At 72.0% G+C, this 19,786-nt stretch carries 21 protein-coding genes; 10 read left to right on the forward strand and 11 right to left on the reverse strand.

Annotated elements, in window-relative coordinates; translation table 11 throughout:
- Nucleotides 1-252: 252 nt before the first annotated feature.
- From ACWDAS_RS09985 to ACWDAS_RS10005, 5 genes are read left to right on the forward strand one after another with little or no spacing between them, the layout of a single operon-like run.
- Nucleotides 253-1,803 carry an ABC transporter ATP-binding protein gene (locus ACWDAS_RS09985; protein WP_450388377.1) on the forward strand — a complete coding sequence of 517 codons (1,551 nt, stop codon included), beginning with the start codon at nucleotides 253-255 and terminating at the stop codon, nucleotides 1,801-1,803.
- Entirely contained in the window at nucleotides 1,800-2,915 is a 1,116-nt protein-coding gene (locus ACWDAS_RS09990; RefSeq protein ID WP_450388378.1) for an ABC transporter permease, read from the forward strand. Before ACWDAS_RS09985 ends, ACWDAS_RS09990 begins: the two co-directional genes overlap by 4 nt.
- On the forward strand, nucleotides 2,912-4,201 hold the full coding sequence (locus tag ACWDAS_RS09995; protein ID WP_450388379.1) for an ABC transporter permease: 1,290 nt from the start codon (nucleotides 2,912-2,914) through the stop codon (nucleotides 4,199-4,201). Before ACWDAS_RS09990 ends, ACWDAS_RS09995 begins: the two co-directional genes overlap by 4 nt.
- Nucleotides 4,198-4,620, forward strand: a complete 423-nt coding sequence (locus ACWDAS_RS10000; RefSeq protein WP_450388380.1) for a cytidine deaminase — start codon at nucleotides 4,198-4,200, stop codon at nucleotides 4,618-4,620. The genes ACWDAS_RS09995 and ACWDAS_RS10000 overlap by 4 nt, the downstream gene beginning before the upstream one ends.
- Before the next feature lie 15 nt (nucleotides 4,621-4,635).
- Nucleotides 4,636-5,913 (forward strand): thymidine phosphorylase, encoded by a 1,278-nt coding sequence (locus tag ACWDAS_RS10005; protein ID WP_450388381.1) that lies wholly within the window; start codon nucleotides 4,636-4,638, stop codon nucleotides 5,911-5,913.
- Between the two features lie 58 nt (nucleotides 5,914-5,971).
- On the opposite strand, the gene ACWDAS_RS10010 is transcribed toward ACWDAS_RS10005, so the two are convergent.
- On the reverse strand, nucleotides 5,972-7,246 hold the full coding sequence (locus tag ACWDAS_RS10010) for an MFS transporter (protein ID WP_450388382.1): 1,275 nt from the start codon (nucleotides 7,244-7,246) through the stop codon (nucleotides 5,972-5,974).
- A 63-nt stretch (nucleotides 7,247-7,309) separates the two neighbouring features.
- On the opposite strand from ACWDAS_RS10010, the gene ACWDAS_RS10015 reads away from it, so the two are divergent.
- Complete coding sequence (locus ACWDAS_RS10015) at nucleotides 7,310-8,290, forward strand: LysR family transcriptional regulator (RefSeq protein WP_450388383.1); 981 nt, start codon at nucleotides 7,310-7,312, stop codon at nucleotides 8,288-8,290.
- On the opposite strand, the gene ACWDAS_RS10020 is transcribed toward ACWDAS_RS10015, so the two are convergent.
- Nucleotides 8,277-8,477, reverse strand: coding sequence for a DUF5999 family protein (locus tag ACWDAS_RS10020; protein WP_450388384.1), 201 nt, complete (start codon nucleotides 8,475-8,477; stop codon nucleotides 8,277-8,279). The two genes, ACWDAS_RS10015 and ACWDAS_RS10020, sit on opposite strands and share 14 nt — an antisense overlap.
- Before the next feature lie 205 nt (nucleotides 8,478-8,682).
- Nucleotides 8,683-9,468 (reverse strand): alpha/beta hydrolase, encoded by a 786-nt coding sequence (locus tag ACWDAS_RS10025; RefSeq protein ID WP_450388385.1) that lies wholly within the window; start codon nucleotides 9,466-9,468, stop codon nucleotides 8,683-8,685.
- Nucleotides 9,469-9,569: 101 nt separating this feature from the next.
- Here ACWDAS_RS10025 and ACWDAS_RS10030 point away from each other — a divergent pair, with 101 nt between their 5' ends.
- Together ACWDAS_RS10030 and ACWDAS_RS10035 are read left to right on the forward strand one after the other, a co-directional pair.
- Nucleotides 9,570-10,763, forward strand: coding sequence for an adenosine deaminase (locus ACWDAS_RS10030; RefSeq protein WP_450388386.1), 1,194 nt, complete (start codon nucleotides 9,570-9,572; stop codon nucleotides 10,761-10,763).
- Between the two features lie 166 nt (nucleotides 10,764-10,929).
- Nucleotides 10,930-11,259 carry a hypothetical protein gene (locus ACWDAS_RS10035; protein ID WP_450388387.1) on the forward strand — a complete coding sequence of 110 codons (330 nt, stop codon included), beginning with the start codon at nucleotides 10,930-10,932 and terminating at the stop codon, nucleotides 11,257-11,259.
- A 73-nt stretch (nucleotides 11,260-11,332) separates the two neighbouring features.
- Here ACWDAS_RS10035 and ACWDAS_RS10040 read toward each other — a convergent pair whose 3' ends face one another.
- From ACWDAS_RS10040 to ACWDAS_RS10060, 5 genes are all read right to left on the reverse strand, one after another.
- On the reverse strand, nucleotides 11,333-11,533 hold the full coding sequence (locus tag ACWDAS_RS10040) for a PspC domain-containing protein (RefSeq protein ID WP_450388388.1): 201 nt from the start codon (nucleotides 11,531-11,533) through the stop codon (nucleotides 11,333-11,335).
- 84 nt (nucleotides 11,534-11,617) lie between these two features.
- Entirely contained in the window at nucleotides 11,618-12,109 is a 492-nt protein-coding gene (locus ACWDAS_RS10045) for a VanZ family protein (protein WP_450388389.1), read from the reverse strand.
- A 53-nt stretch (nucleotides 12,110-12,162) separates the two neighbouring features.
- Nucleotides 12,163-12,822 carry a hypothetical protein gene (locus ACWDAS_RS10050; RefSeq protein WP_450388390.1) on the reverse strand — a complete coding sequence of 220 codons (660 nt, stop codon included), beginning with the start codon at nucleotides 12,820-12,822 and terminating at the stop codon, nucleotides 12,163-12,165.
- On the reverse strand, nucleotides 12,819-14,318 hold the full coding sequence (locus tag ACWDAS_RS10055) for a sensor histidine kinase (protein ID WP_450388515.1): 1,500 nt from the start codon (nucleotides 14,316-14,318) through the stop codon (nucleotides 12,819-12,821). The genes ACWDAS_RS10050 and ACWDAS_RS10055 overlap by 4 nt, the downstream gene beginning before the upstream one ends.
- A gap of 50 nt (nucleotides 14,319-14,368) precedes the next feature.
- The gene (locus ACWDAS_RS10060) at nucleotides 14,369-15,046 is read right to left on the reverse strand and encodes a response regulator transcription factor (RefSeq protein ID WP_319658662.1); all 678 of its coding nucleotides are present in this window, start codon (nucleotides 15,044-15,046) and stop codon (nucleotides 14,369-14,371) included.
- A 190-nt stretch (nucleotides 15,047-15,236) separates the two neighbouring features.
- On the opposite strand from ACWDAS_RS10060, the gene ACWDAS_RS10065 reads away from it, so the two are divergent.
- A complete protein-coding gene (locus tag ACWDAS_RS10065) occupies nucleotides 15,237-15,995 on the forward strand; it encodes a SigE family RNA polymerase sigma factor (RefSeq protein WP_450388391.1) in 759 nt (252 codons plus the stop codon).
- Between the two features lie 142 nt (nucleotides 15,996-16,137).
- Here the strand turns inward: ACWDAS_RS10065 and ACWDAS_RS10070 are convergent, their stop codons facing one another.
- Nucleotides 16,138-16,761: an ATP-binding protein gene (locus tag ACWDAS_RS10070; protein WP_450388392.1), complete on the reverse strand. Its 624-nt coding sequence runs from the start codon at nucleotides 16,759-16,761 to the stop codon at nucleotides 16,138-16,140.
- Nucleotides 16,762-16,932: 171 nt separating this feature from the next.
- Here ACWDAS_RS10070 and ACWDAS_RS10075 point away from each other — a divergent pair, with 171 nt between their 5' ends.
- Nucleotides 16,933-17,283, forward strand: coding sequence for a hypothetical protein (locus ACWDAS_RS10075; protein WP_450388393.1), 351 nt, complete (start codon nucleotides 16,933-16,935; stop codon nucleotides 17,281-17,283).
- Nucleotides 17,284-17,406: 123 nt separating this feature from the next.
- Here ACWDAS_RS10075 and ACWDAS_RS10080 read toward each other — a convergent pair whose 3' ends face one another.
- Nucleotides 17,407-18,300, reverse strand: coding sequence for an aldehyde dehydrogenase family protein (locus tag ACWDAS_RS10080; RefSeq protein WP_450388394.1), 894 nt, complete (start codon nucleotides 18,298-18,300; stop codon nucleotides 17,407-17,409).
- Complete coding sequence (locus ACWDAS_RS10085; RefSeq protein ID WP_450388395.1) at nucleotides 18,293-19,780, reverse strand: aldehyde dehydrogenase family protein; 1,488 nt, start codon at nucleotides 19,778-19,780, stop codon at nucleotides 18,293-18,295. Before ACWDAS_RS10085 ends, ACWDAS_RS10080 begins: the two co-directional genes overlap by 8 nt.
- Between the last annotated feature and the right edge of the window lie 6 nt (nucleotides 19,781-19,786).

Consider the following 19,786-nt stretch of genomic DNA (forward strand, 5'->3'; position numbering starts at 1 on the left):
GAGTTCCGGTCGCGAGGCTCGGTGGGGGACAGCTCAGGCTCTCTCCTCCCGGGCCTCGCGCCTGCGTTCCCCCCGGATCTCGCCGGATTGCTTCGCAGCGGTCTCCGTTGTGACTCACCCCCCTATGGATCTGGCAACGCTACGCGCGTAGAGCTCCCTCCTCGCGATACGTTCGCCACACCCCGCCCGCCCCGCTCTTTTCCGCGAGGAGAGTGCGCCATCAACGCGTCCAGCCCCCCCAGCCCGAATGCCGTGGAACTCCGCGGCATCACCAAGCGATTCCCAGGAGTCGTGGCCAACCACGACATCGACATCACGGTTCGCCGTGGCACGGTGCACGCCCTCGTGGGCGAGAACGGCGCCGGCAAGTCGACGCTGATGAAGATCCTCTACGGCATGCAGAAGCCGGACGAGGGGACGATCACGATCGACGGCGAGCGGGTCACCTTCCACGACCCGGGTGACGCCATCGCCCGCGGCGTCGGCATGGTGCACCAGCACTTCATGCTCGCCGACAACCTCACGGTCCTCGAGAACGTCGTCCTCGGCAGCGAGAAGCTGTACGGCATCGGCGGCAAGGCCCGGGCGAAGATCAAGGAGATCTCCGACGCCTACGGCCTCGGAGTGCGCCCGGACGTCCTGGTGGAAGACCTCGGTGTCGCCGACCGTCAGCGCGTCGAGATTCTCAAGGTCCTCTTCCGCGGCGCCCGTACGCTCATCCTCGACGAGCCGACCGCGGTCCTCGTGCCGCAGGAGGTCGACGCGCTCTTCGACAACCTGCGCGGCCTCAAGGCCGAGGGCCTCACCGTCATCTTCATCTCCCACAAGCTGGGCGAGGTGCTCTCCGTCGCCGACGAGATCACCGTCATCCGGCGCGGCACCACGGTCGGCTCCGCCGACCCGAAGACCACCACGCCCAAGCAGCTCGCGGAGCTGATGGTCGGCAGCGAACTGCCGTCCCCGGAGACCCGCGAGTCCACGGTCACCGACGTCCCGATGCTCACCGTCGACGGTCTGCACCTGTCGGAGACCGACCTCGAGGGCATCGAGCGCATCGTCCTGGACCGGATCGGCTTCACCATCCACAAGGGCGAGGTCCTGGGCATCGCGGGCGTCGAGGGCAACGGCCAGGCCGAGCTGGTCGAGGCGATCATGGGCATCCTGCAGCCCGACGCCGGCCGGATCACCCTGGACACCACCGACATCACCCACCTCACGACGCGCAAGCGCCGCGAGGACGGCATCGGCTACATCCCCGAGGACCGGCACCGGCACGCCCTGCTGCTGGAGGCCCCGCTCTGGGAGAACCGCATCCTCGGCCACGTCACCGAGCGCCCCAACAGCAAGGGGGGCTTCCTCGACCCCGCCGCGGCCCGCCGCGACACCGAGCGGATCGTGCGCGAGTACGACGTCCGCACCCCCGGCATCGAGGTCACGGCCGCGTCGCTGTCCGGCGGCAACCAGCAGAAGCTGATCGTCGGCCGTGAGATGAGCCACCGGCCGAAGCTGCTGATCGCCGCGCACCCCACCCGCGGTGTGGACGTCGGCGCCCAGGCGCAGATCTGGGACCAGATCCGCGAGGCCCGCCGCGACGGCCTGGCCGTCCTGCTGATCTCGGCCGACCTGGACGAGCTGATCGGCCTGTCCGACACCCTGCGCGTCATGTACCGCGGCCGTCTGGTCGCCGACGCCGACCCCGCCACCATCACCCCGGAGGAGCTGGGCTCCGCGATGACCGGCGCGGCCGCCGGTCACCTCGAGCACGAGAACGGCGACGCCGCGCATGGGGGAGAGGACCGATGAAGAAGATCGACAAGGAGCGCGTGCTCCTCGCCGTCGCCGCCCCCGTGCTGGCGCTCGTGGCCGCGTTCGTGATCACGGCGCTGGTCCTGCTCGCCACCGGCAAGGAGCCGTTCGGCGCCTTCGGCACGATGTTCGACTACGGCTTCAAGAGTGACAGCCAGGTCGAGATCCTCAACAAGGCGACCACGTACTACATCGCGGGCATCGCGGTCGCCGTCGGCTTCCGCATGAACCTGTTCAACATCGGCGTCGAGGGCCAGTACCGCCTGGGCGCCTTCTTCGCGGCGGCCGTCGGCGGCGCGGTGACCCTGCCGAGCTTCCTGCAGATCCCGCTCATCATCGTGGTCGCCGTGGTCGTCGGCGCCATGTGGGCCGGCATCGCGGGTGTTCTGAAGACCACGCGCGGCGTCAGCGAGGTCATCGCGACCATCATGCTGAACGCGATCGCCCTGTCCATCGTCGGTTATCTGCTCAAGGACGGCCGGCTCGGGCACCTCGACAAGGCGGGCACCTCGGTGTCGACCACGCCGCTGCCCTCCTCCGGCCACCTCTTCAACTTCGACATGGGCGAGGAGAACGGCCAGATCTACGGCTTCATCATCCTCGCCGTGATCATCGGCGTCGGCTACTGGTTCGTCCTCGGCCGCACCCGTTTCGGCTTCGACCTGCGCAGCGTCGGTCTGTCGGAGAGCGCGGCCACCGCGAGCGGCGTCAGCGTCAAGCGCATGGTCGTCACCAGCATGCTGATCTCCGGCGGCCTGGCCGGCCTCACCGGTCTGCCGCTGCTGCTCAACGACGTCCACGCCTACGGCGCCGACCTCTTCCCGGCCGGCATCGGCTTCACCGGTATCTCGGTGGCCCTGCTGGGCCGCAACAACCCGGTCGGTGTCGCGCTGGCCGCCCTGCTCTGGGGCTTCCTGGAGCGCGGCTCGGGCCGACTGGAGTTCGAGGGCTACGACAAGGAGATCGTCGGCGTGATGCAGGGCGTCATCGTCCTGAGCGTCGTCATCGCCTACGAGGTCGTCCGCCGCTACGGCCTCAAGCGCCAGCAGCAGAAGGTCGGCGAGGAGCTCGCCGCCCAGGCCCGCACCAAGAAGGAGGTGACGGCGTGACCGCCACGATGACCCAGACCCCGCCGCCCGCGGCTCCCAAGGCCGCAGGGGCCAAGGGCCGCAAGGGCCGCCTCTCCTTCCCGGTGATCCTGCTGATCATCGCCGCCGCGCTCGCGCTGGTGTCGGTGGTGCGGATCATCACCGGCCAGGACCAGCTCACCGCCCAGGGCCAGATCACCGCGGCGCTCGGCCTCGCCGTGCCGATCGGTCTGGCCGGTCTGGCCGGCCTGTGGTCCGAGCGCTCCGGCGTGGTCAACATCGGCCTCGAGGGGATGATGATCCTCGGCACCTTCTTCGGTGCGTGGGCCGGCTGGCAGACCAACCCGTGGATCGGCGTCCTCGCCGGTGTCATCGGCGGCGCGGTGGGCGGTCTGATCCACGCGATCGCCACCGTCACCTTCGGCGTCGACCACATCATCTCGGGTGTCGCCATCAACATCCTGGCGCTCGGCGCCACGCAGTACCTGGCCAAGCTCTGGTTCAACTCCGGCGAGGCGGCCGCCAAGGGCGGCAACCCCAAGCAGTCCCCGCCGATCGACGCCCTGCCGTCGTTCGACTTCCCGGGGCTGTCCGACTGGCTGGCGAGCATCGAGAAGCACGGCTGGTTCTTCGTCTCGGACCTCGCCGGCGTCATCGGCGGCCTGGTCACCAATGTGTCCGCGCTGACGATCATCGCCGCCGCGCTCTTCGTCGGCAGCTTCTTCCTGCTGTGGCGCAGCTCGTTCGGACTGCGCCTGCGGTCCTGCGGCGAGAACCCCGTCGCGGCCGAGTCGCTCGGCGTCAACGTCTACCTGTACAAGTACATCGCCGTGATCGTCTCCGGCGGGCTCGCCGGCCTCGGCGGCGCCTTCCTGGCGATGGTGCCCACGCACATCTACCTGGAGGGTCAGACCGGCGGCCGCGGCTACATCGGTCTCGCCGCGATGATCTTCGGCAACTGGCGGGTCGGCGGCCTCGCCACCGGTGCCGGCCTGTTCGGCTACTCCGACGCGCTCCAGCTGCGCAACGGCGGCCCGACGGTGCACGCGCTGCTGCTGCTCCTGGTGGTCCTGCTGGTGCTGCTCGCGGCCTGGAAGCTGTGGAAGCGCAACCTCTGGCAGGGCGGCATCAGCCTCTTCGTCGGCGCGCTGGTCCTGGTCTGGTACCTGGCCACCGACGAGGTGCCGAGCGAGTTCGTGGGCGCGACCCCGTACGTCGTCACCCTGCTGGTGCTCTCCCTGTCGGCACAGCGTCTGCGGATGCCCAAGGCTGACGGTATGAGGTACCGGAAGGGCCAGGGCAAGTGAGCGACACCGCGGGTCCGGTCGGCGTCGACGACGTCGACTGGGAAGGCCTGCGGGCGCAGGCCCGGGACGCCATGTCCCGGGCCTACGTCCCCTACTCCCACTTCCCGGTGGGAGTGGCCGCCCTCGTGGACGACGGGCGGGTCATCTCGGCGTGCAACGTGGAGAACGCCAGCTACGGCCTCGGCCTGTGCGCCGAGTGCGGCCTGGTGTCGATCCTGCACGCCACCGGAGGTGGCCGGCTCGTCGCCTTCACCTGCGTCGACCGCAAGGGCAACCAGCTGATGCCGTGCGGCCGCTGCCGCCAGCTGCTGTGGGAGCACGGCGGCCCCGAGCTGCTGGTGGAGATGGGCGACGGCATCCGCACGATGCGCGAAGTCCTTCCCGACGCGTTCGGCCCGGACGACCTGATCAACCGCTAAGAAGGTACGTGAACCATGGACGCCATTTCCGTCATCCGTACGAAGCGCGACGGCGGCCGCCTCGGCGACGACCAGATCGACTGGGTCATCGACGCCTACACCAAGGGTGAGGTCGCCGACGAGCAGATGTCCGCGCTCGCGATGGCGATCCTGCTCAACGGCATGGACCGGGCCGAGATCGCGCGCTGGACGGCCGCGATGATCGCCAGTGGCGAGCGCATGGACTTCTCCTCGCTGCCCCGCCCGACCGCCGACAAGCACTCCACCGGCGGCGTGGGCGACAAGATCACGCTGCCGCTCGCGCCCCTGGTCGCGGCCTGCGGCGCGGCCGTTCCGCAGCTGTCCGGGCGCGGTCTCGGCCACACCGGCGGCACGCTGGACAAGCTGGAGTCCATCCCGGGGTGGCGGGCGCTGCTGTCCAACGAGGAGATGCTGCGCGTCCTGGGCGACACCGGCGCCGTCATCTGCGCGGCGGGCGACGGCCTCGCCCCGGCCGACAAGAAGCTGTACGCGCTGCGCGACGTCACCGGCACCGTGGAGGCGATCCCGCTGATCGCCTCGTCGATCATGTCCAAGAAGATCGCCGAGGGCACGGGCTCGCTCGTCCTCGACGTCAAGGTCGGCTCCGGCGCCTTCATGAAGAACCTGGAGCAGGCCCGGGAGCTGGCCTCCACCATGGTGGGCCTGGGCACCGACCACGGGGTGAAGACCGTCGCCCTGCTCACCGACATGTCCACCCCGCTGGGCCTGACCGCGGGCAACGCGCTCGAGGTCCGCGAGTCCGTCGAGGTCCTGGCGGGCGGCGGCCCGGCCGACGTGGTCGAGCTGACGATCGCCCTGGCCCGCGAGATGCTCGACGCCGCCGGCCTGAAGGACGCCGACCCGGCCAAGGCCCTCGCCGACGGCTCCGCCATGGACGTGTGGCGCCGTATGGTCGCCGCCCAGGGCGGCGACCCGGACGCGGCGCTGCCCGTCGCGCGTGAGCAGCACGTGGTCAAGGCCGACCGGTCCGGTGTCCTCACCGGCCTCGACGCCTACGCCGTCGGTGTCGCAGCCTGGCGCCTCGGCGCCGGCCGGGCGCGCAAGGAGGACCCGGTGCAGGCCGGCGCGGGCATCGAGCTGCACGCCAAGCCGGGTGCCGAGGTCACGGAGGGCCAGCCGCTGCTGACCCTGCACACCGACACCCCGGAGAAGTTCGACTACGCCCTGGCGGCTCTCGCCGGCGGCGTCGAGATCTCCCCGGCGGGCACGGCGTTCGCGCCGAACCCGATCGTGCTGGACCGCATCGCCTGACCGGGGGCCCGCACCGCGGCAGTGGACGGGACCGGTGGACGCCCACCGGTCCCGTTCGTCATGCCGGGCGACCCGCGGGGACGGCGAGCCGGCGGGTGGCGACCGCGCGCCGGGTCGCGTACACGGTGATCCCCGCGATGCCCAGGACGGCGGTCAGGCACAGGGCGACGGTGCCGTCCCAGCCGGCGGCGTGGAAGGCGGAGGCGCCCAGGGTGCCGCCCAGGCTGTTGCCGATGTAGTACGCGGTCAGGTAGAGCGCCGACGCCTGGGCGCGGCCGGTGGTGGCGGTGCGGCTGACGGCGCCGGAGGCGACGGCGTGGCCGGTGAAGAAGCCGGCGGTGATGAGGACCAGGCCGGTCAGCACGGCGGCGAGCGAGCTCGCGAGGCTGAGCAGCAGACCGCCCGCGGCCAGGACCGCGGCGACGTACAGGGCGCCGCGCCGTCCGAGGCGGGCGTGCAGGACGCCGGAGGCCGCGGAGGCGCCGGTGCCGACCAGGTAGACCAGGAAGATCAGCCCGATCGCGGTCTGCGAGAGCCCGAAGGGCTCGTCGGCGAGGCGGTAGCCCAGCACGTTGTAGACGGCGCCGAAGACCGCCATGAAGAGCAGGCCGATCAGATAGAGCCGGCGCAGCAGGGGGGTGCCCAGGTGGCCGATGACCGTGCGCCAGAGGGCGGCCGGACTGACCGGGCCGGGACGGAAGTTGCGGGCGGCGGGGATCAGCAGGCGGAAGGCGACCGCGCACAGCAGTGCCATGACCCCGGCGGCGAGCAGCGCGGCGCGCCAGCCGAAGGCCTGCGCCACGGCTCCGGTCAGGACCCGGGAACTCATGCCGCCGATGCTGTTGCCGGCCACGTAGAGGCCGATCGCGGAGGCGACCGCGTTGGGGTGGATCTCCTCGCCGAGGTAGGCCATCGCGGTCGCCGGCAGCCCGGCGAGTGCCACACCCTGCACGGCGCGCAGGACGACCAGGGTGGTCAGGTCCGGTGCGAAGGGGATGACCAGGGCCAGGGCCGAGGCGCTGAACACCGATGCCGTCATGACCGCCGTGCGGCCGTACTTCTCGCTCAGCGCGCTCACCGGCAGGAGGGCCAGCGCCAGCGCGGCGGTGGTGGCCGAGACGGTGAGGCTGGCCTGGGCCGGACTGAGGGACAGGCCCGCCGACAGTGCCGGCAGCAGGGCCTGCGTCGAGTAGAGGAGGGCGAAGGTGGCCAGACCGGCGGCGAACAGCGCCATGTTGGCGCGGCGGTAGCCGGGTTCACCCGGGCGGAGCGTGGCGGCGGTGGAGGCGCCCGGCCGTGTCACGGTGGACGCCCCTGTATCGGCAGGAGGCATGTCCCCAAGCTAGGCCGGGGTCGTTTCATGCGTCCAATGCACGGACTCGCCATAATCGTTCCCATGGTGCATGAAGCGAGGTCAACGGCATCGGTGTCATCGTTCAGTGACGCAACAGACATACGCGCGGAGCTGGACAGCGGGTCCTGGGCGGCGGTGCTGGCGCCCCGGCTGGCCCAATTCGCCGCCGTGGCGCGGCACGAGCACGTGACCCGGGCGGCGCGGGAGCTGGGCGTGCCGCAGTCCACGCTGAGCCGGGCCATGGTCCGGCTCGAACTCGACCTCGGCGTCACGCTCTTCGCCCGCCAGGGCCGCACGGTCTCGCTCACGCCCGCGGGCCGCGGCTTCCTGGCCTCCGTGGAGCGCGCGCTGGGCGAGGTGGAGCGGTCGGCCGAATCCGTGCGCGCCGACGCCGACCCGCAGTCGGGGCGGGTCGCCTTCGGCTTCCTCCACACGCTGGGCCCGGAGACCGTCCCCGCCCTGCTGCGGGCCTTCCGCGCCGACCACCCGCGAGTCCGCTTCCAGCTCGTGCAGAACTACGGCGAGGCGATGCTGGCCGGGCTGCGCGCGGGCGAGCTGGACCTCTGCCTGACCTCACCCGTCCCGGACGCCCCCGACCTGGTGGGCCGCCGCCTCGACGAGCAACGGCTGCGCCTGGTGGTGCCCGCCGACCACCGGCTCGCCTCCCGCCGCAGGGTGCGCCTGGCCGAGGCGTCCGGCGAGCTGTTCGTCAGCCTCGAACCCGGCTACGGGCTGCGCCGCATCACCGACGCCCTGTGCGCCGAGGCCGGCTTCACCCCGCGGGTGGCCTTCGAGGGGGAGGAGGCCGAGACCCTGCGCGGCCTGGTCGCCGCCGGGCTCGGGGTGGCGCTGCTGCCGCCCCCGCTGGTGCCGCGCCCGGGTGTGGTGGAGCTGACCGTGACCGCGCCGCGCGCGGTGCGCGAGATCGGTGTGGCATGGCTGGGCGGCCACCCCGACACGGCGCCCGTCGCCGCCTTCAAGAAGTTCCTGCTCGGCAGACGGGGGCAGCTCATCCCGGACTGACGAGGAGGTCCGTCGGCCGGTGCGGTGTCACCACCCGGCCGTCGGGCAGGATCTCGCCGGTGTCCTCGAAGAGCAGGACGCCGTTGCACAACAGGCTCCAGCCCTGGTCGCCGTGGGATATCACGACGCGGGCGGCCTCGCGGTCGGGAGCGTCCGCGGACGGGCACGGTGGCTGGTGCACACACATGACTGACGCACCTCGGTTCCTCGCAGCCGGCCGGGCCGTTCGGCGGCGCCCTTCCGGCTCTGCGCCTTCCCGTCCCGCCGGTTCTCCGTCTTGTCCGGCTCCTCCGGCCTCCTTCGGCCGGACTCCTTCCATGCTGCGGCACACCACTGACACCCACCGTACGCCTGTACGGCAGGTGCCCCGGGGCCGAGGCCGCCGCCCGCGTTCAGCGCGGCTGCGGGGACCGTCCGAAGCCCGAGGCCAGCGGCATGCGCAGACCGAGCGGCGGGGGAGCGGCCAGCGCGTCGGCGACGGGACGGGCGAAGGACCGCCCCAGCAGCGTGCCGAGGACGAAGTCCGAGGTCAGGGCGGCGACTTCGAACCGGTGGTCCTGGAGCAGGTGCCCGTCGGAGTGCACCTCGAAGCGGCAGATGTCCCGGTTGACCTTCTTCGCGCGCTCGGCCAGCCGGTAGGAGAGGTCGGGGTGGGTGGAACCGTCGTTCGTACCGTGCACGATCAGGACGTGGCGGCCTATCAGCTGCTTCACCGGATCGGGTTCCAGCGTGTCCGGCAGCCACGGGGCTATGGCGACCGCGGAGTCGACGGCCTGGTGCCCCGCCGCCCGCAGCGCGGCACGGCCGCCCATGTCCATGCCGACCAGCGACACCGGGACGTCGCCGTAACGGCGGACGACCTCGTCGACCGCCCACTGCGCGTCCTCGGCCGGGTGGGCGTGGCCGCCGTTCCAGCCCCGGAAGCGGTAGTGCACGACGTGCACGGCGAGTCCCTCGCCGCGTCCCGCCGCCCGCACCAGCCGGCGGGCGAGCGGCATCATCGCCGCGGCGGCCACGGGCGAGCGACGCCGGGTGCTCAGCGCACTGCCCCCGGGCAGCAGCAGGACGGCGGCACGGACCGCCTCGTCGTCCGTCTCCCGCCGTGCCGCCGGGGTCAGACCCGGAGTCACTCTCTTTCCCAACCGCGCACCACGCACCGGTAAAGCTTGCGAAGCCATGGCGTAACCATGGCAGACGAGAAGGTGTGCTCGACCTGGCCGGGAGGTCAATATTCGGCATCGTCCAAGAGTTCTACGCGCGTAGGGGGTATCTTTCGGAAATGACGAGCTCAAGCACGCTCCCCTCTCCCGCGGGCGCGGCGGGGGCGGCCCCCACGCCCGAGCAGATCCGCCGCGCGCCGAAGGTGCTGCTCCATGATCACCTCGATGGCGGTGTCCGTCCCGGAACCGTCGTCGACCTGGCCCGCGCGTCGGGCTACGGCGGCCTGCCCGAGACCGACCCGGACAAGCTCGGCACCTGGTTCCGCGAGGCGGCCGACTCCGGTTCGCTGGAGCGCTATCTGGAGACGTTCTCGCACACGGTCGGCGTCATGCAGAGCCGCGAGGCGCTCACCCGGGTGGCCGCCGAGTGCGCCGAGGACCTCGCCGCGGACGGCGTCGTCTACGCCGAGGTGCGCTACGCCCCCGAGCTCCACGTCGAACAGGGGCTCTCCCTGGACGAGGTCGTCGAGGCGGTCAACGAGGGCTTCCGGGAAGGCGAGCGACGGGCCCGTGAGGCGGGCGGACGGATCCGTGTGGGCGCACTGCTCACCGCCATGCGGCACGCCGCCCGCTCGCAGGAGATCGCCGAACTCGCCAACCGCTACCGCGACCGGGGCGTCGTCGGCTTCGACATCGCGGGCGCCGAGGCCGGTTTCCCGCCCACCCGCCACCTGGACGCCTTCGAGTATCTGAAGCGGGAGAACTTCCACTTCACCATCCACGCCGGCGAGGCCTTCGGCCTGCCCTCCATCTGGCAGGCCCTGCAATGGTGCGGCGCCGACCGGCTCGGCCACGGCGTGCGCATCATCGACGACATCGAGGTCGCCGACGACGGCACGGTCTCCCTCGGGCGGCTCGCCAACTACGTACGCGACAAGCGCGTCCCCCTGGAGATGTGCCCCACCTCCAACCTCCAGACGGGCGCGGCGACCTCGTACGCCGAGCACCCCATCGGACTGCTGCGCCGGCTGCACTTCCGGGTCACCGTCAATACCGACAACCGCCTGATGAGCGGTACGAGCATGAGCCGCGAGTTCGCCGAACTGGTGGCCGCCTTCGGCTACACCCTCGACGACATGCAGTGGTTCACGGTCAACGCGATGAAGTCCGCCTTCATCCCTTTCGATGAACGTCTCGCGATGATCAATGACGTCATCAAGCCCGGATATTCGGAGCTGAAGGCCGAGTGGCTGTTCCGCCAGACGGCCGCGAGCACGGCCGTGGCCAGCGATTCCTCGCCGGAAGAGGGGTGACACGGGGGCTGTCCCGGCGCCACTTGCCGGGCCGGACCGGCCGCGGGGCGGCCGCGCGCGTCTGCTTGCACCGCCCCGCGTTCCGTCGCTACGTTCCGGAAACCCGCGAGCACCATCCGTGTGCGCCGCGGCGGACGCACCATTCCCCATCACGAGGATCGCAACCATGAAGACCGGAACCGTCAAGACTCTCGGTGCCGCCGCGCTGGGCGTGGCCTTCGTCGGGGCCGCCGCGGGCGTCGCCTCCGCCGCTCCGACGGAATCCAACCTGGGGCTGCCGGACGCCTCCGCCCTGCCGGCCTCCGTCCCGGTCGCCGACGTGGCGAAGTCGGTCCCGGTCGGCGCCGTCGCCGGCGGCCTGCCGAAGACCGCCAACGTCGTCCCCGGCGTGCAGAACACCCCCACGGGCCTGAGCGCCCTGCTCGGCGGCCTCCCGGCCGGCGGTCAGCTGCCGCTCGGTCAGCTCCCGCTGCAGGGCCTGCCGATCGGCCACTGAGCGGCACCCGGGCGAACGGCGAACGGGCCGCACCCCTCGGGGTGCGGTCCGTCGGCACTCCGGGGTCGCGGCCTCACAGGGCGGCCGACGTGCGCCCCTCGTCCGGCAGCAGCAGCCACAGCGCCAGGTAGAGCAGGAACTGCGGTCCGGGCAGCAGGCAGGACAGCAGGAAGATCACGCGCATCGTGGTGGCCGAGGTGCCGAACCGGTCTGCGAGCCCGGCGCAGACTCCGGCGATCATCCGGCCGTGACGGGGGCGGACCAGTGCGGACATGGCGGGTGCTCCTTCGGGGGGTCGGGCCGGTCTTCCCGGCCGATGACTTCACCGTACGGGCGCATACCGCCGCGAATCGTCGCTCTACGGTGCGATCCCGACCCTGGGAATCCTCGGGGTCCGCCCCTGAGGGCCGGTCACGCCCCGGCTCTCCCGGCGGACGCTGCGCCGGTGCACCCACGCGCGTGCCGCGGGCACCACGGCGAGGTGGGCCAGCGCGACGCCGGCCGTGTTGAGCAGCAGGGCGTCGACGTCGAAGATCTGGCCCGGGACCCCGGTCTGCACGAATTCCAGGGCCAGTGAGATCATCAGTCCCGCGAAGACCGTGCGCGCGAAGGAGCCCGGCGCCGAGACCCGCACCCGGCCGCCGGCCATGGGCAGCAGCACGCCCAGCGGGGCGAGCAGCGCCAGTCCGGCGCCGAGGCGGCGGGCCGCGTCCGCGGGCGGCAGCGCGAGGTCGGCACGGATGGTGGCGAACGGACGCAGATTCGGGGCGTCCACCCACGGCACGTACTGCGGACGCAGCATCAGCCACCCCACCAGAGCCAGATAGACCGCGGCGAGTATCAGCCCCACCGCGCGCACTTTCGGGAGAGAGCCGTCGCGCCGCACGCCTGGAAGGACGTCTGTCACTTCACGGCGGTTCCAGCGGTCTCCGCCGCCTCCGGATCGGTGCGCAGGTCACCGGTGCAGGTGAAGCGGCGCACCGGGGTGTCGTCGGAGCCGCCCAGGAGCACACCGCCGCCCGTCGAGCCCGCGGCCGTACCGGCGTAGGTGCACACCAGCTGCGCGAGCGCGAACGGCGGCAGGTCGCCCAGCGGCGCGCTGAGCCGGAGCGAATCGCGCGGGTCGCCGCGGCGCGGCCCCTCCACGGCCAGATCGCCCTGTACGGCCGTGGTGAAGCCGGCCGCCGACTCGCCGTCGCGCGGCCTGCGCTGCAGTTCGCGCAGCAGCAGCACGGCGATGTCCAGCCGGTCCAGCCCCTCGGTCCGCACCGTGCGGTTCACGCCGGCCACCTGGGCGCTGCACACCAGGTAGACCCGGGCGGTCAGGCCCCCCGGTGAGGCCGTGGCGGTGGCCGTGGCGGTCGCCTTCTCGTCCGGCACCGCGCACGACACCCGGGAGGGCGCCGGCCCCGCGTCCACCGGTACCGAGGTGGTACGGATGCCGCAGCCGGCCAGCAGGGCCGCGCCGACCACGGTCAGGAGCGGGGCGCGCCACCGCCGGGCGGCACCCGGGGAGGGGAGGCCCGGTGCGTCCGGGGCGGCACCCCGGGACGGCTGCGTCACTTGCTCTCGTTCCCTTCCTCGCCGTCCGGCGCCTGGTCGGCCCCGGTGCGCATCGGCAGCCGCAGCGTGAACACCGCGCCGCCGCCGGGGCTGTTGGCCGCGGTGATCTCACCGCCGTGGATGTGGGCGTTCTCCAAGGCGATGGACAGGCCGAGACCGCTGCCCTCGGAACGCGCCCGGGACGCGTCGGCCTTGAAGAAGCGGTCGAAGACGTGCGGCAGCACGTCCTCGGGAATGCCGGGGCCGTTGTCGGAGACCTCGACCACCAGCTCGTCCCCGTCCTGCCGCACCTTGACCCGGACCGGCGAGCCGCCGTGCTTGAGGGCGTTGCCGATCAGGTTGGCCAGGACCACGTCCAGCCGCCGCGGGTCGACCCGCACGATGATGCCGCGCGGCGCGTCCAGCTCCACCGCGTCCAGCCAGGCGCGGGTGTCGATGCAGGCGGTGACCATGTCCGAGATGTCCACCTCGTCCAGGACCAGGCGGGCGGTGCCCGCGTCGAAGCGGGTGACCTCCATCAGGTTCTCCACCAGTTCGCCCAGCCGCCTGGTCTCGCTCACCACCAGCCGCACCGCCGGGGCGATCATCGGGTCGAGGGAGTCCGCCTCGTCCTCCAGCACCTCGGCCACGGCGGTGATCGCGGTCAGCGGGGTCCGCAGCTCGTGCGACATGTCGGCGACGAAGCGGCGGCTGGCCGCCTCGCGCTGGCTGAGCTCGTCGACGCGCCGCTCCAGCCGGGCCGCGGTGCGGTTGAACGTCCTCGACAACTCGGCGAGTTCGTCGGTGCCGGTGACCCGCAGCCGGGTGTCGAGCTTGCCGTCGCCGAGCCTCCTGGCGGCGTCGCCGAGCCGTGCCACGGGCCGCAGCACGGTGGAGGCCGCGGCCTGCGCCAGCAGCGCGGCGCCGATCAGGGCGAGGGCGGTGGCGATGCCGAGCGACCAGGCCAGCGAGTTGAGGTCCTTCCGCTCGGCCTCCAGCGACTTGAACATGTAGCCGGTGGGGCCGCCGCCGATGACCTTGGCCCCACCCACCAGGTACGGCTGGCCGTTGCGGGTGACCCGCTGCCAGTACAGGTGGTACTCGGCCGGGTCGCCGGGCTTGGGGTTGCGCTTGCTGACGGCCTTGCGCAGCGCCGACGGGACCGCGTCCAGCGAGAATCCGTCGCTCTGCGACTTGGTCGCGCAGCGCTCGCCGTCCGGACCGGTGCCGATCAGCAGCACCTGGTAGTTCTGGGTGCTCGTGCCGATGCTGCGCGCGGCGTCGGCCAGCTTGTCGCAGGACGGATGGCGCGGCAGCGAGCCCGCGTTGCGGGTCATGGAGGCGCGGAAGTCGTTGAGCGCGGCGTTCTGGGCACGGGTCAGCACCGCGTCGCGGTTGAGCCAGTACGCGATGCCGGAGGCGGAGACGGCGGCGGCCAGCGCCACGGCGGCGAAGACGGCGACCAGTCGCAGCCGCAGGCTGGTGAGCCGCAGCAGCCGTGACCTCCAGCCGCTCAGCCGCTGATCCGTCTCCTCGTCACCGGCCGTGTTGTCGTGGTGCGGTTGACTCACGCCGGCGCGTCCAGGCGGTATCCGACACCGCGCACGGTACGGATCAGGGTCGGCGACGACGGCACGTCCTCGATCTTGGCGCGCAGCCGCTGGACACAGGCGTCCACCAGCCGGGAGTCGCCCAGGTAGTCGTGCTCCCACACCAGGCGCAGCAGCTGCTGCCGGGACAGGGCCTGCCCCGGACGGCGGCTCAGCTCCAGCAGCAGCCGCAGCTCGGTCGGCGTCAGCTGCAGGTCCTCGCCGTTCTTCGTGACGGTCATCGCCGAGCGGTCGATGACGATGCTGCCGAAGGCGGCCGAGTCGGAGCTGTCCCGCTCCCCCCGGCGCAGCACCGCGCGGATGCGGGCGTCCAGCACGCGCGGCTGGATGGGCTTGAGGACGTAGTCGTCCGCCCCGGACTCCAGACCCACCACGACGTCGATGTCGTCGCTGCGCGCGGTCAGCAGGATGATCGGCAGCTGGTCGGTGCGCCTGATGCGGCGGCACACCTCGAAGCCGTCGATGCCCGGGAGCATCACGTCCAGCACGATCAGGTCCGGGCGCTGCTCGCGCAGCAGCTTCAGCCCGTCCTCGCCCGTCGCCGCGGCCACCACTCGGTGGCCTTGGCGTGACAGGGCGAGTTCGAGGCTCGCTCGGATGGCGTCGTCGTCCTCGATGAGCAACAGGAAAGGCACGCCCGCATTCTCTCCCAAGAGGGCGTCCGGAAGGTACCGCCGTCGTCTGTGACGGGCCTGTGACACTCGGCGGACAGCGCCATGAAACTGGCGCGGCAGGCTATTGGTCATCGACGGGGACCGCCACCGGGCGGCCCCTCGCCGGACAGGAACGAAAACCCAGGCCGGCTCCACCCACGGGGGGCGCGAAATGAACGCACTGCACAGCACGACGACCACCGCAGTCCTTCAGCCGCGCCAGCACACCGCGGGCCGGGGCGTCGAGAAGTCCGGTGCCACGGGCGGGCGGGGGTGCGCTCGTGGCACCGGGCGTCAGGTGGTCCGCAACCGTCCGCCGTACATCACGGCGATCGAGGGCGGTCACGGGGGAGACGGGGGGTACGGGGGTGCCGCGTACGGAGAGACCACGGGGGACGGGCGACTCATGGCGGAGGCGGACTTCACCGCCTACGTCCAGGAGCGCCGGGCCTCTCTGTACGCGACCGCCTACCACCTGACGGGCGACCGCTACGAGGCGGAGGACCTGCTGCAGAGCGCGCTGTTCTCCACCTACCGCGCCTGGGACCGGATCAGCGACAAGGCCGCGGTCGGCGGCTACCTGCGCCGCACCATGACCAATCTGCACATCAGCGCCTGGCGGCGCCGCAAGCTCAACGAGTACCCGACCGAGGAGCTGCCGGAGACGGCGGGCGAGACGGACGCGATGCGCGGCACCGAGCTGCGGGCCGTGCTGTGGCAGGCGCTGGCCAAGCTCCCGGAGCCGCAGCGCACCATGCTGGTGCTCCGTTACTACGAGGGCCGCACCGACCCGGAGATCGCCGAGATCCTCGGCATCAGCGTCGGCACGGTGAAGAGCAGCATCTGGCGCTCCCTGCGCCGGCTGCGCGAGGACGAGACGCTCAGCGCGGGCGTCGACGAGGAAGCGGCGTTCGGCGAGCTGGTCGCCTGACGTCCGGGGGGAACGGGGAAACGGGGGATCGGGCGGTCCACGGGGAACCGGGGGAGGAAGAGAGGGAGCGGTCGCGCCCAGCGGGGGGTCTGTGCGCACCGCTCCCTCACGCATGTCCTTACGGACGCGCGTGCCGATTCGTTCAAACCCGAACGGCGACCGGCTCGAAAGAGGCACGGCCGATCCGGTCCAGCGCCTCGTCCCGGTCGCACACATACGCCCCGAGTGCCGAGTGCCGGGCCACGATGTCCCGTTCGGCCCGCATCAGGTGCCAGCCGCGGCGCAGCAGGAAGGGCACCGACTTCCGGCCCTCGCGCAGGTCCCGCACGAAGCGGCGGCGGGCGGTGGTGACCGCGCCGCGGCTCAGGCACAGCGCGTCGGCGAGCACGCCGAGTTCCGCGCAGCGCGCGGCGATGTCGGCGGCGAAGATGCCCTCGGCGATGAAGAGCGGGGCACCGTCGAGGCCGACCTCCGTCCGGCCGGTGATGGAGCTGGAGGAGATCTCGTACACCGGGACGTCGGTCCGGCCCGTGGCGCAGAGTTCGGCGACGGCGGCGACGGCCGCGTCCGCGTTCCAGGACAGCGGCGAGTCCCAGTCCGCGCCGATGCCGCTGGCCAGCATCGGGAGGGTCGGGTCGTCACCCTCCTTGTAGAAGTCGTCCAGGCGCAGGACCGGCAGCCCGGCGCGTGCGGCGAGCGAGGACTTGCCGGACCCGGAGGGGCCGGTCAGCAGGATGACGCGGGCGGCGGGAGGGTGGGAGCTCACGGGACACCAGTGTGGGGCATTCCGCCTTTGGAGTGACCCGCCGGGACATGTTTTGGATGCGTGATGTTCAACCAACTACGGTAAGTGACGTCATTGTCGCGCACGGAGACGGCCGCCGGCGCCCCGGCACCGGCCCCTCGCGCGAACCGGCGACCAGGCAGGTGGATCTTGATGCCGCAGTTCTCCCGCACCCTTCTCCGAGCCGCCGTCCTCACGGTGTCGTCCGTCGCGGCCGTCGCCTCGGCGGGGGCGGCGCACGCGGACACCCAAGGCGGCGGATCGGCCACGGCCGCCAAGGCCGGCCGGCAGACGACGTCGGCCCTGATCGGCACGGTGAACCACCTGCCGGTCAACCCGTTCGCGCAGACCAGCGTCAACCCCCTGGACAACTCGGTGGGTTCCCAGGTGAGCGACTTCAAGCCGGTCTCCACCGCGGACGTCACCAAGCCCATCGCCGACAGCCGCACGGTGTCCGACCTGCCGCTGCTCGGCGACACGGTGCGGACGCTCCAGGGCGGCTGACGGCCCCGGGACGCACGACGGCGGCGGGCCTCCGCGGGGACACATCTGTCGCGGGGGCCCGCCGCCGGGTCGTGCGGGCGATGCCGGTTCCCCGGCGACGGGACGGGCCGCCGGGGAACCGGGTCAGTACGCGGAGCCCGAGGCCGAGCCGGCACCCGCGGGGTGCCAGACGGTCTTGGTCTCCAGGAACGCCGTCATGCGGTCCGTGCCGGGCTCGACGGCCCAGTCCACAGCCTGTGGACGGAGCACGCGCTTGAGGTTGTCCGCGGCGGCGACCTCCAGTTCCCTGGCCAGGCCCGCGTCGTCCACGGCCCCCGCCAGGTCGAGCGCGTTGACGTCCATGTGCGCGGCGAGCGTCGGTGCGACCTCGGAGGTGCGGCCGGACAGGATGTTGACGACACCGCCCGGCAGGTCGGAGGTGGCCAGCACCTCACCCAGCGACAGGGCGGGCAGTGGGGCCTTCTCACTGGTCACGACGACCGCGGTGTTGCCGGTGGCGATCACCGGGGCGATCACCGAGACCAGGCCGAGGAAGGACGACTCCTGGGGCGCGACGACCGCGACCACACCGGTCGGCTCCGGGCTCGACAGGTTGAAGTACGGGCCCGCCACCGGGTTCGCGCCGCCCACGACCTGGGTGATCTTGTCGGTCCAGCCCGCGTACCAGACCCAGCGGTCGATCGCGGCGTCCACCACGGCAGCCGCCTTGGACTTCGACAGTCCCTCGGCCTCGCCCACCTCGCGGACGAACTGGTCCCGGCGGCCCTCCAGCATCTCCGCGATCCGGTAGAGGATCTGCCCCCGGTTGTACGCGGTCGCGCCCGACCAGCCGGCGAAGGCCTTGCGGGCGGCGGACACCGCGTCACGGGCGTCCTTGCGGGAGGACTGCGGGGCGTTGGCGAGCCACCTGCCCTTGGAGTCGGTCACCTCGTACACCCGCCCGCTCTCGCTGCGGGGGAACTTGCCCCCGACGAACAGCTTGTAGGTCTTGAAGACGGAGAGCCTTGCGTCAGACATCGAGGTACGCCTCCAGACCGTGGCGGCCGCCCTCGCGGCCGAAGCCCGACTCCTTGTAGCCGCCGAAGGGCGAGGTCGGGTCGAACTTGTTGAACGTGTTGGCCCACACCACTCCGGCGCGGAGCTGGTTCGCGACCGACAGGATGCGCGAGCCCTTCTCCGTCCAGATACCGGCCGACAGGCCGTACGGGGTGTTGTTGGCCTTCTCCACGGCCTCGGCCGGAGTGCGGAAGGTCAGCACCGACAGGACCGGGCCGAAGATCTCCTCGCGGGCGATGCGGTGCGCCTGGGTGACGCCGGTGAACAGCGTCGGCGCGAACCAGTAGCCCGCGGACGGCAGCTCGCAGGCGGGCGACCAGCGCTCGGCGCCCTCGGCCTCGCCGGCCTCGGCGAGCGCGGTGATCCGGGCCAGCTGCTCGGCGGAGTTGATGGCGCCGATGTCGGTGTTCTTGTCCAGCGGGTCGCCGACGCGCAGCGTCGACAGCCGGCGCTTGAGGGCGTCCAGCACCTCGTCCGCGACCGACTCCTGGATCAGCAGCCGGGAACCGGCGCAGCAGACCTGGCCCTGGTTGAAGAAGATGCCGTTGACGATGCCCTCGACGGCCTGGTCGACCGGGGCGTCGTCGAAGACGATGTTGGCGCCCTTGCCGCCCAGCTCCAGGGTGAGCTTCTTCTTCGTGCCCGCGACGGTGCGGGCGATCTGCTTGCCGACGGCGGTGGAGCCGGTGAAGGCGACCTTGGCCACGCCCTCGTGCGCGACCAGCGCGGCTCCGGCGTCCCCGTAACCGGGGAGGATGTTGACGACGCCCCTGGGCAGGCCCGCCTGGCGGCAGATGTCGGCGAAGAACAGCGCGGACAGCGGCGTGGTCTCGGCCGGCTTGAGGACGACCGTGTTGCCGGTGGCCAGCGCCGGGGCGATCTTCCACGCCAGCATCAGCAGCGGGAAGTTCCACGGGATGACCTGGCCGGCCACGCCCAGCGGGCGGGGGGCCGGGCCGAAGCCCGCGTGCGACAGCTTGTCGGCCCAGCCGGCGTAGTAGAAGAAGTGCGCGGCGACCAGGGGGAGGTCCGCGTCGCGGGTCTCCTTGATCGGCTTGCCGTTGTCCAGCGTCTCCAGGACGGCCAGCTCGCGGGAGCGCTCCTGGATGATCCGGGCGATGCGGAAGAGGTACTTGGCGCGCTCGGAGCCGGGCAGCGCCGACCAGGACTCGAAGGCCTTGCGGGCGGCCTTGACCGCCCGGTCCACGTCGGCCTCGCCCGCCTGGGCGACCTCGGAGAGGACCTCCTCGGAGGACGGGCTGACGGTCTTGAAGACCCTGCCGTCGGCGGCGTCGGTGAACTCGCCGTCGATGAACAGGCCGTAGGAGGGGGCGATGTCGACGACGGAACGGGATTCCGGCGCCGGCGCGTACGCGAAGGCGGAGCCCGGCTTCGGCTGCTCGGCGGGCTGGGTCTGCTGGGTCTGCTTGGTCTTTGTCATCGGAGT

This window comes from Streptomyces sp. NPDC001070, assembly GCF_053598835.1.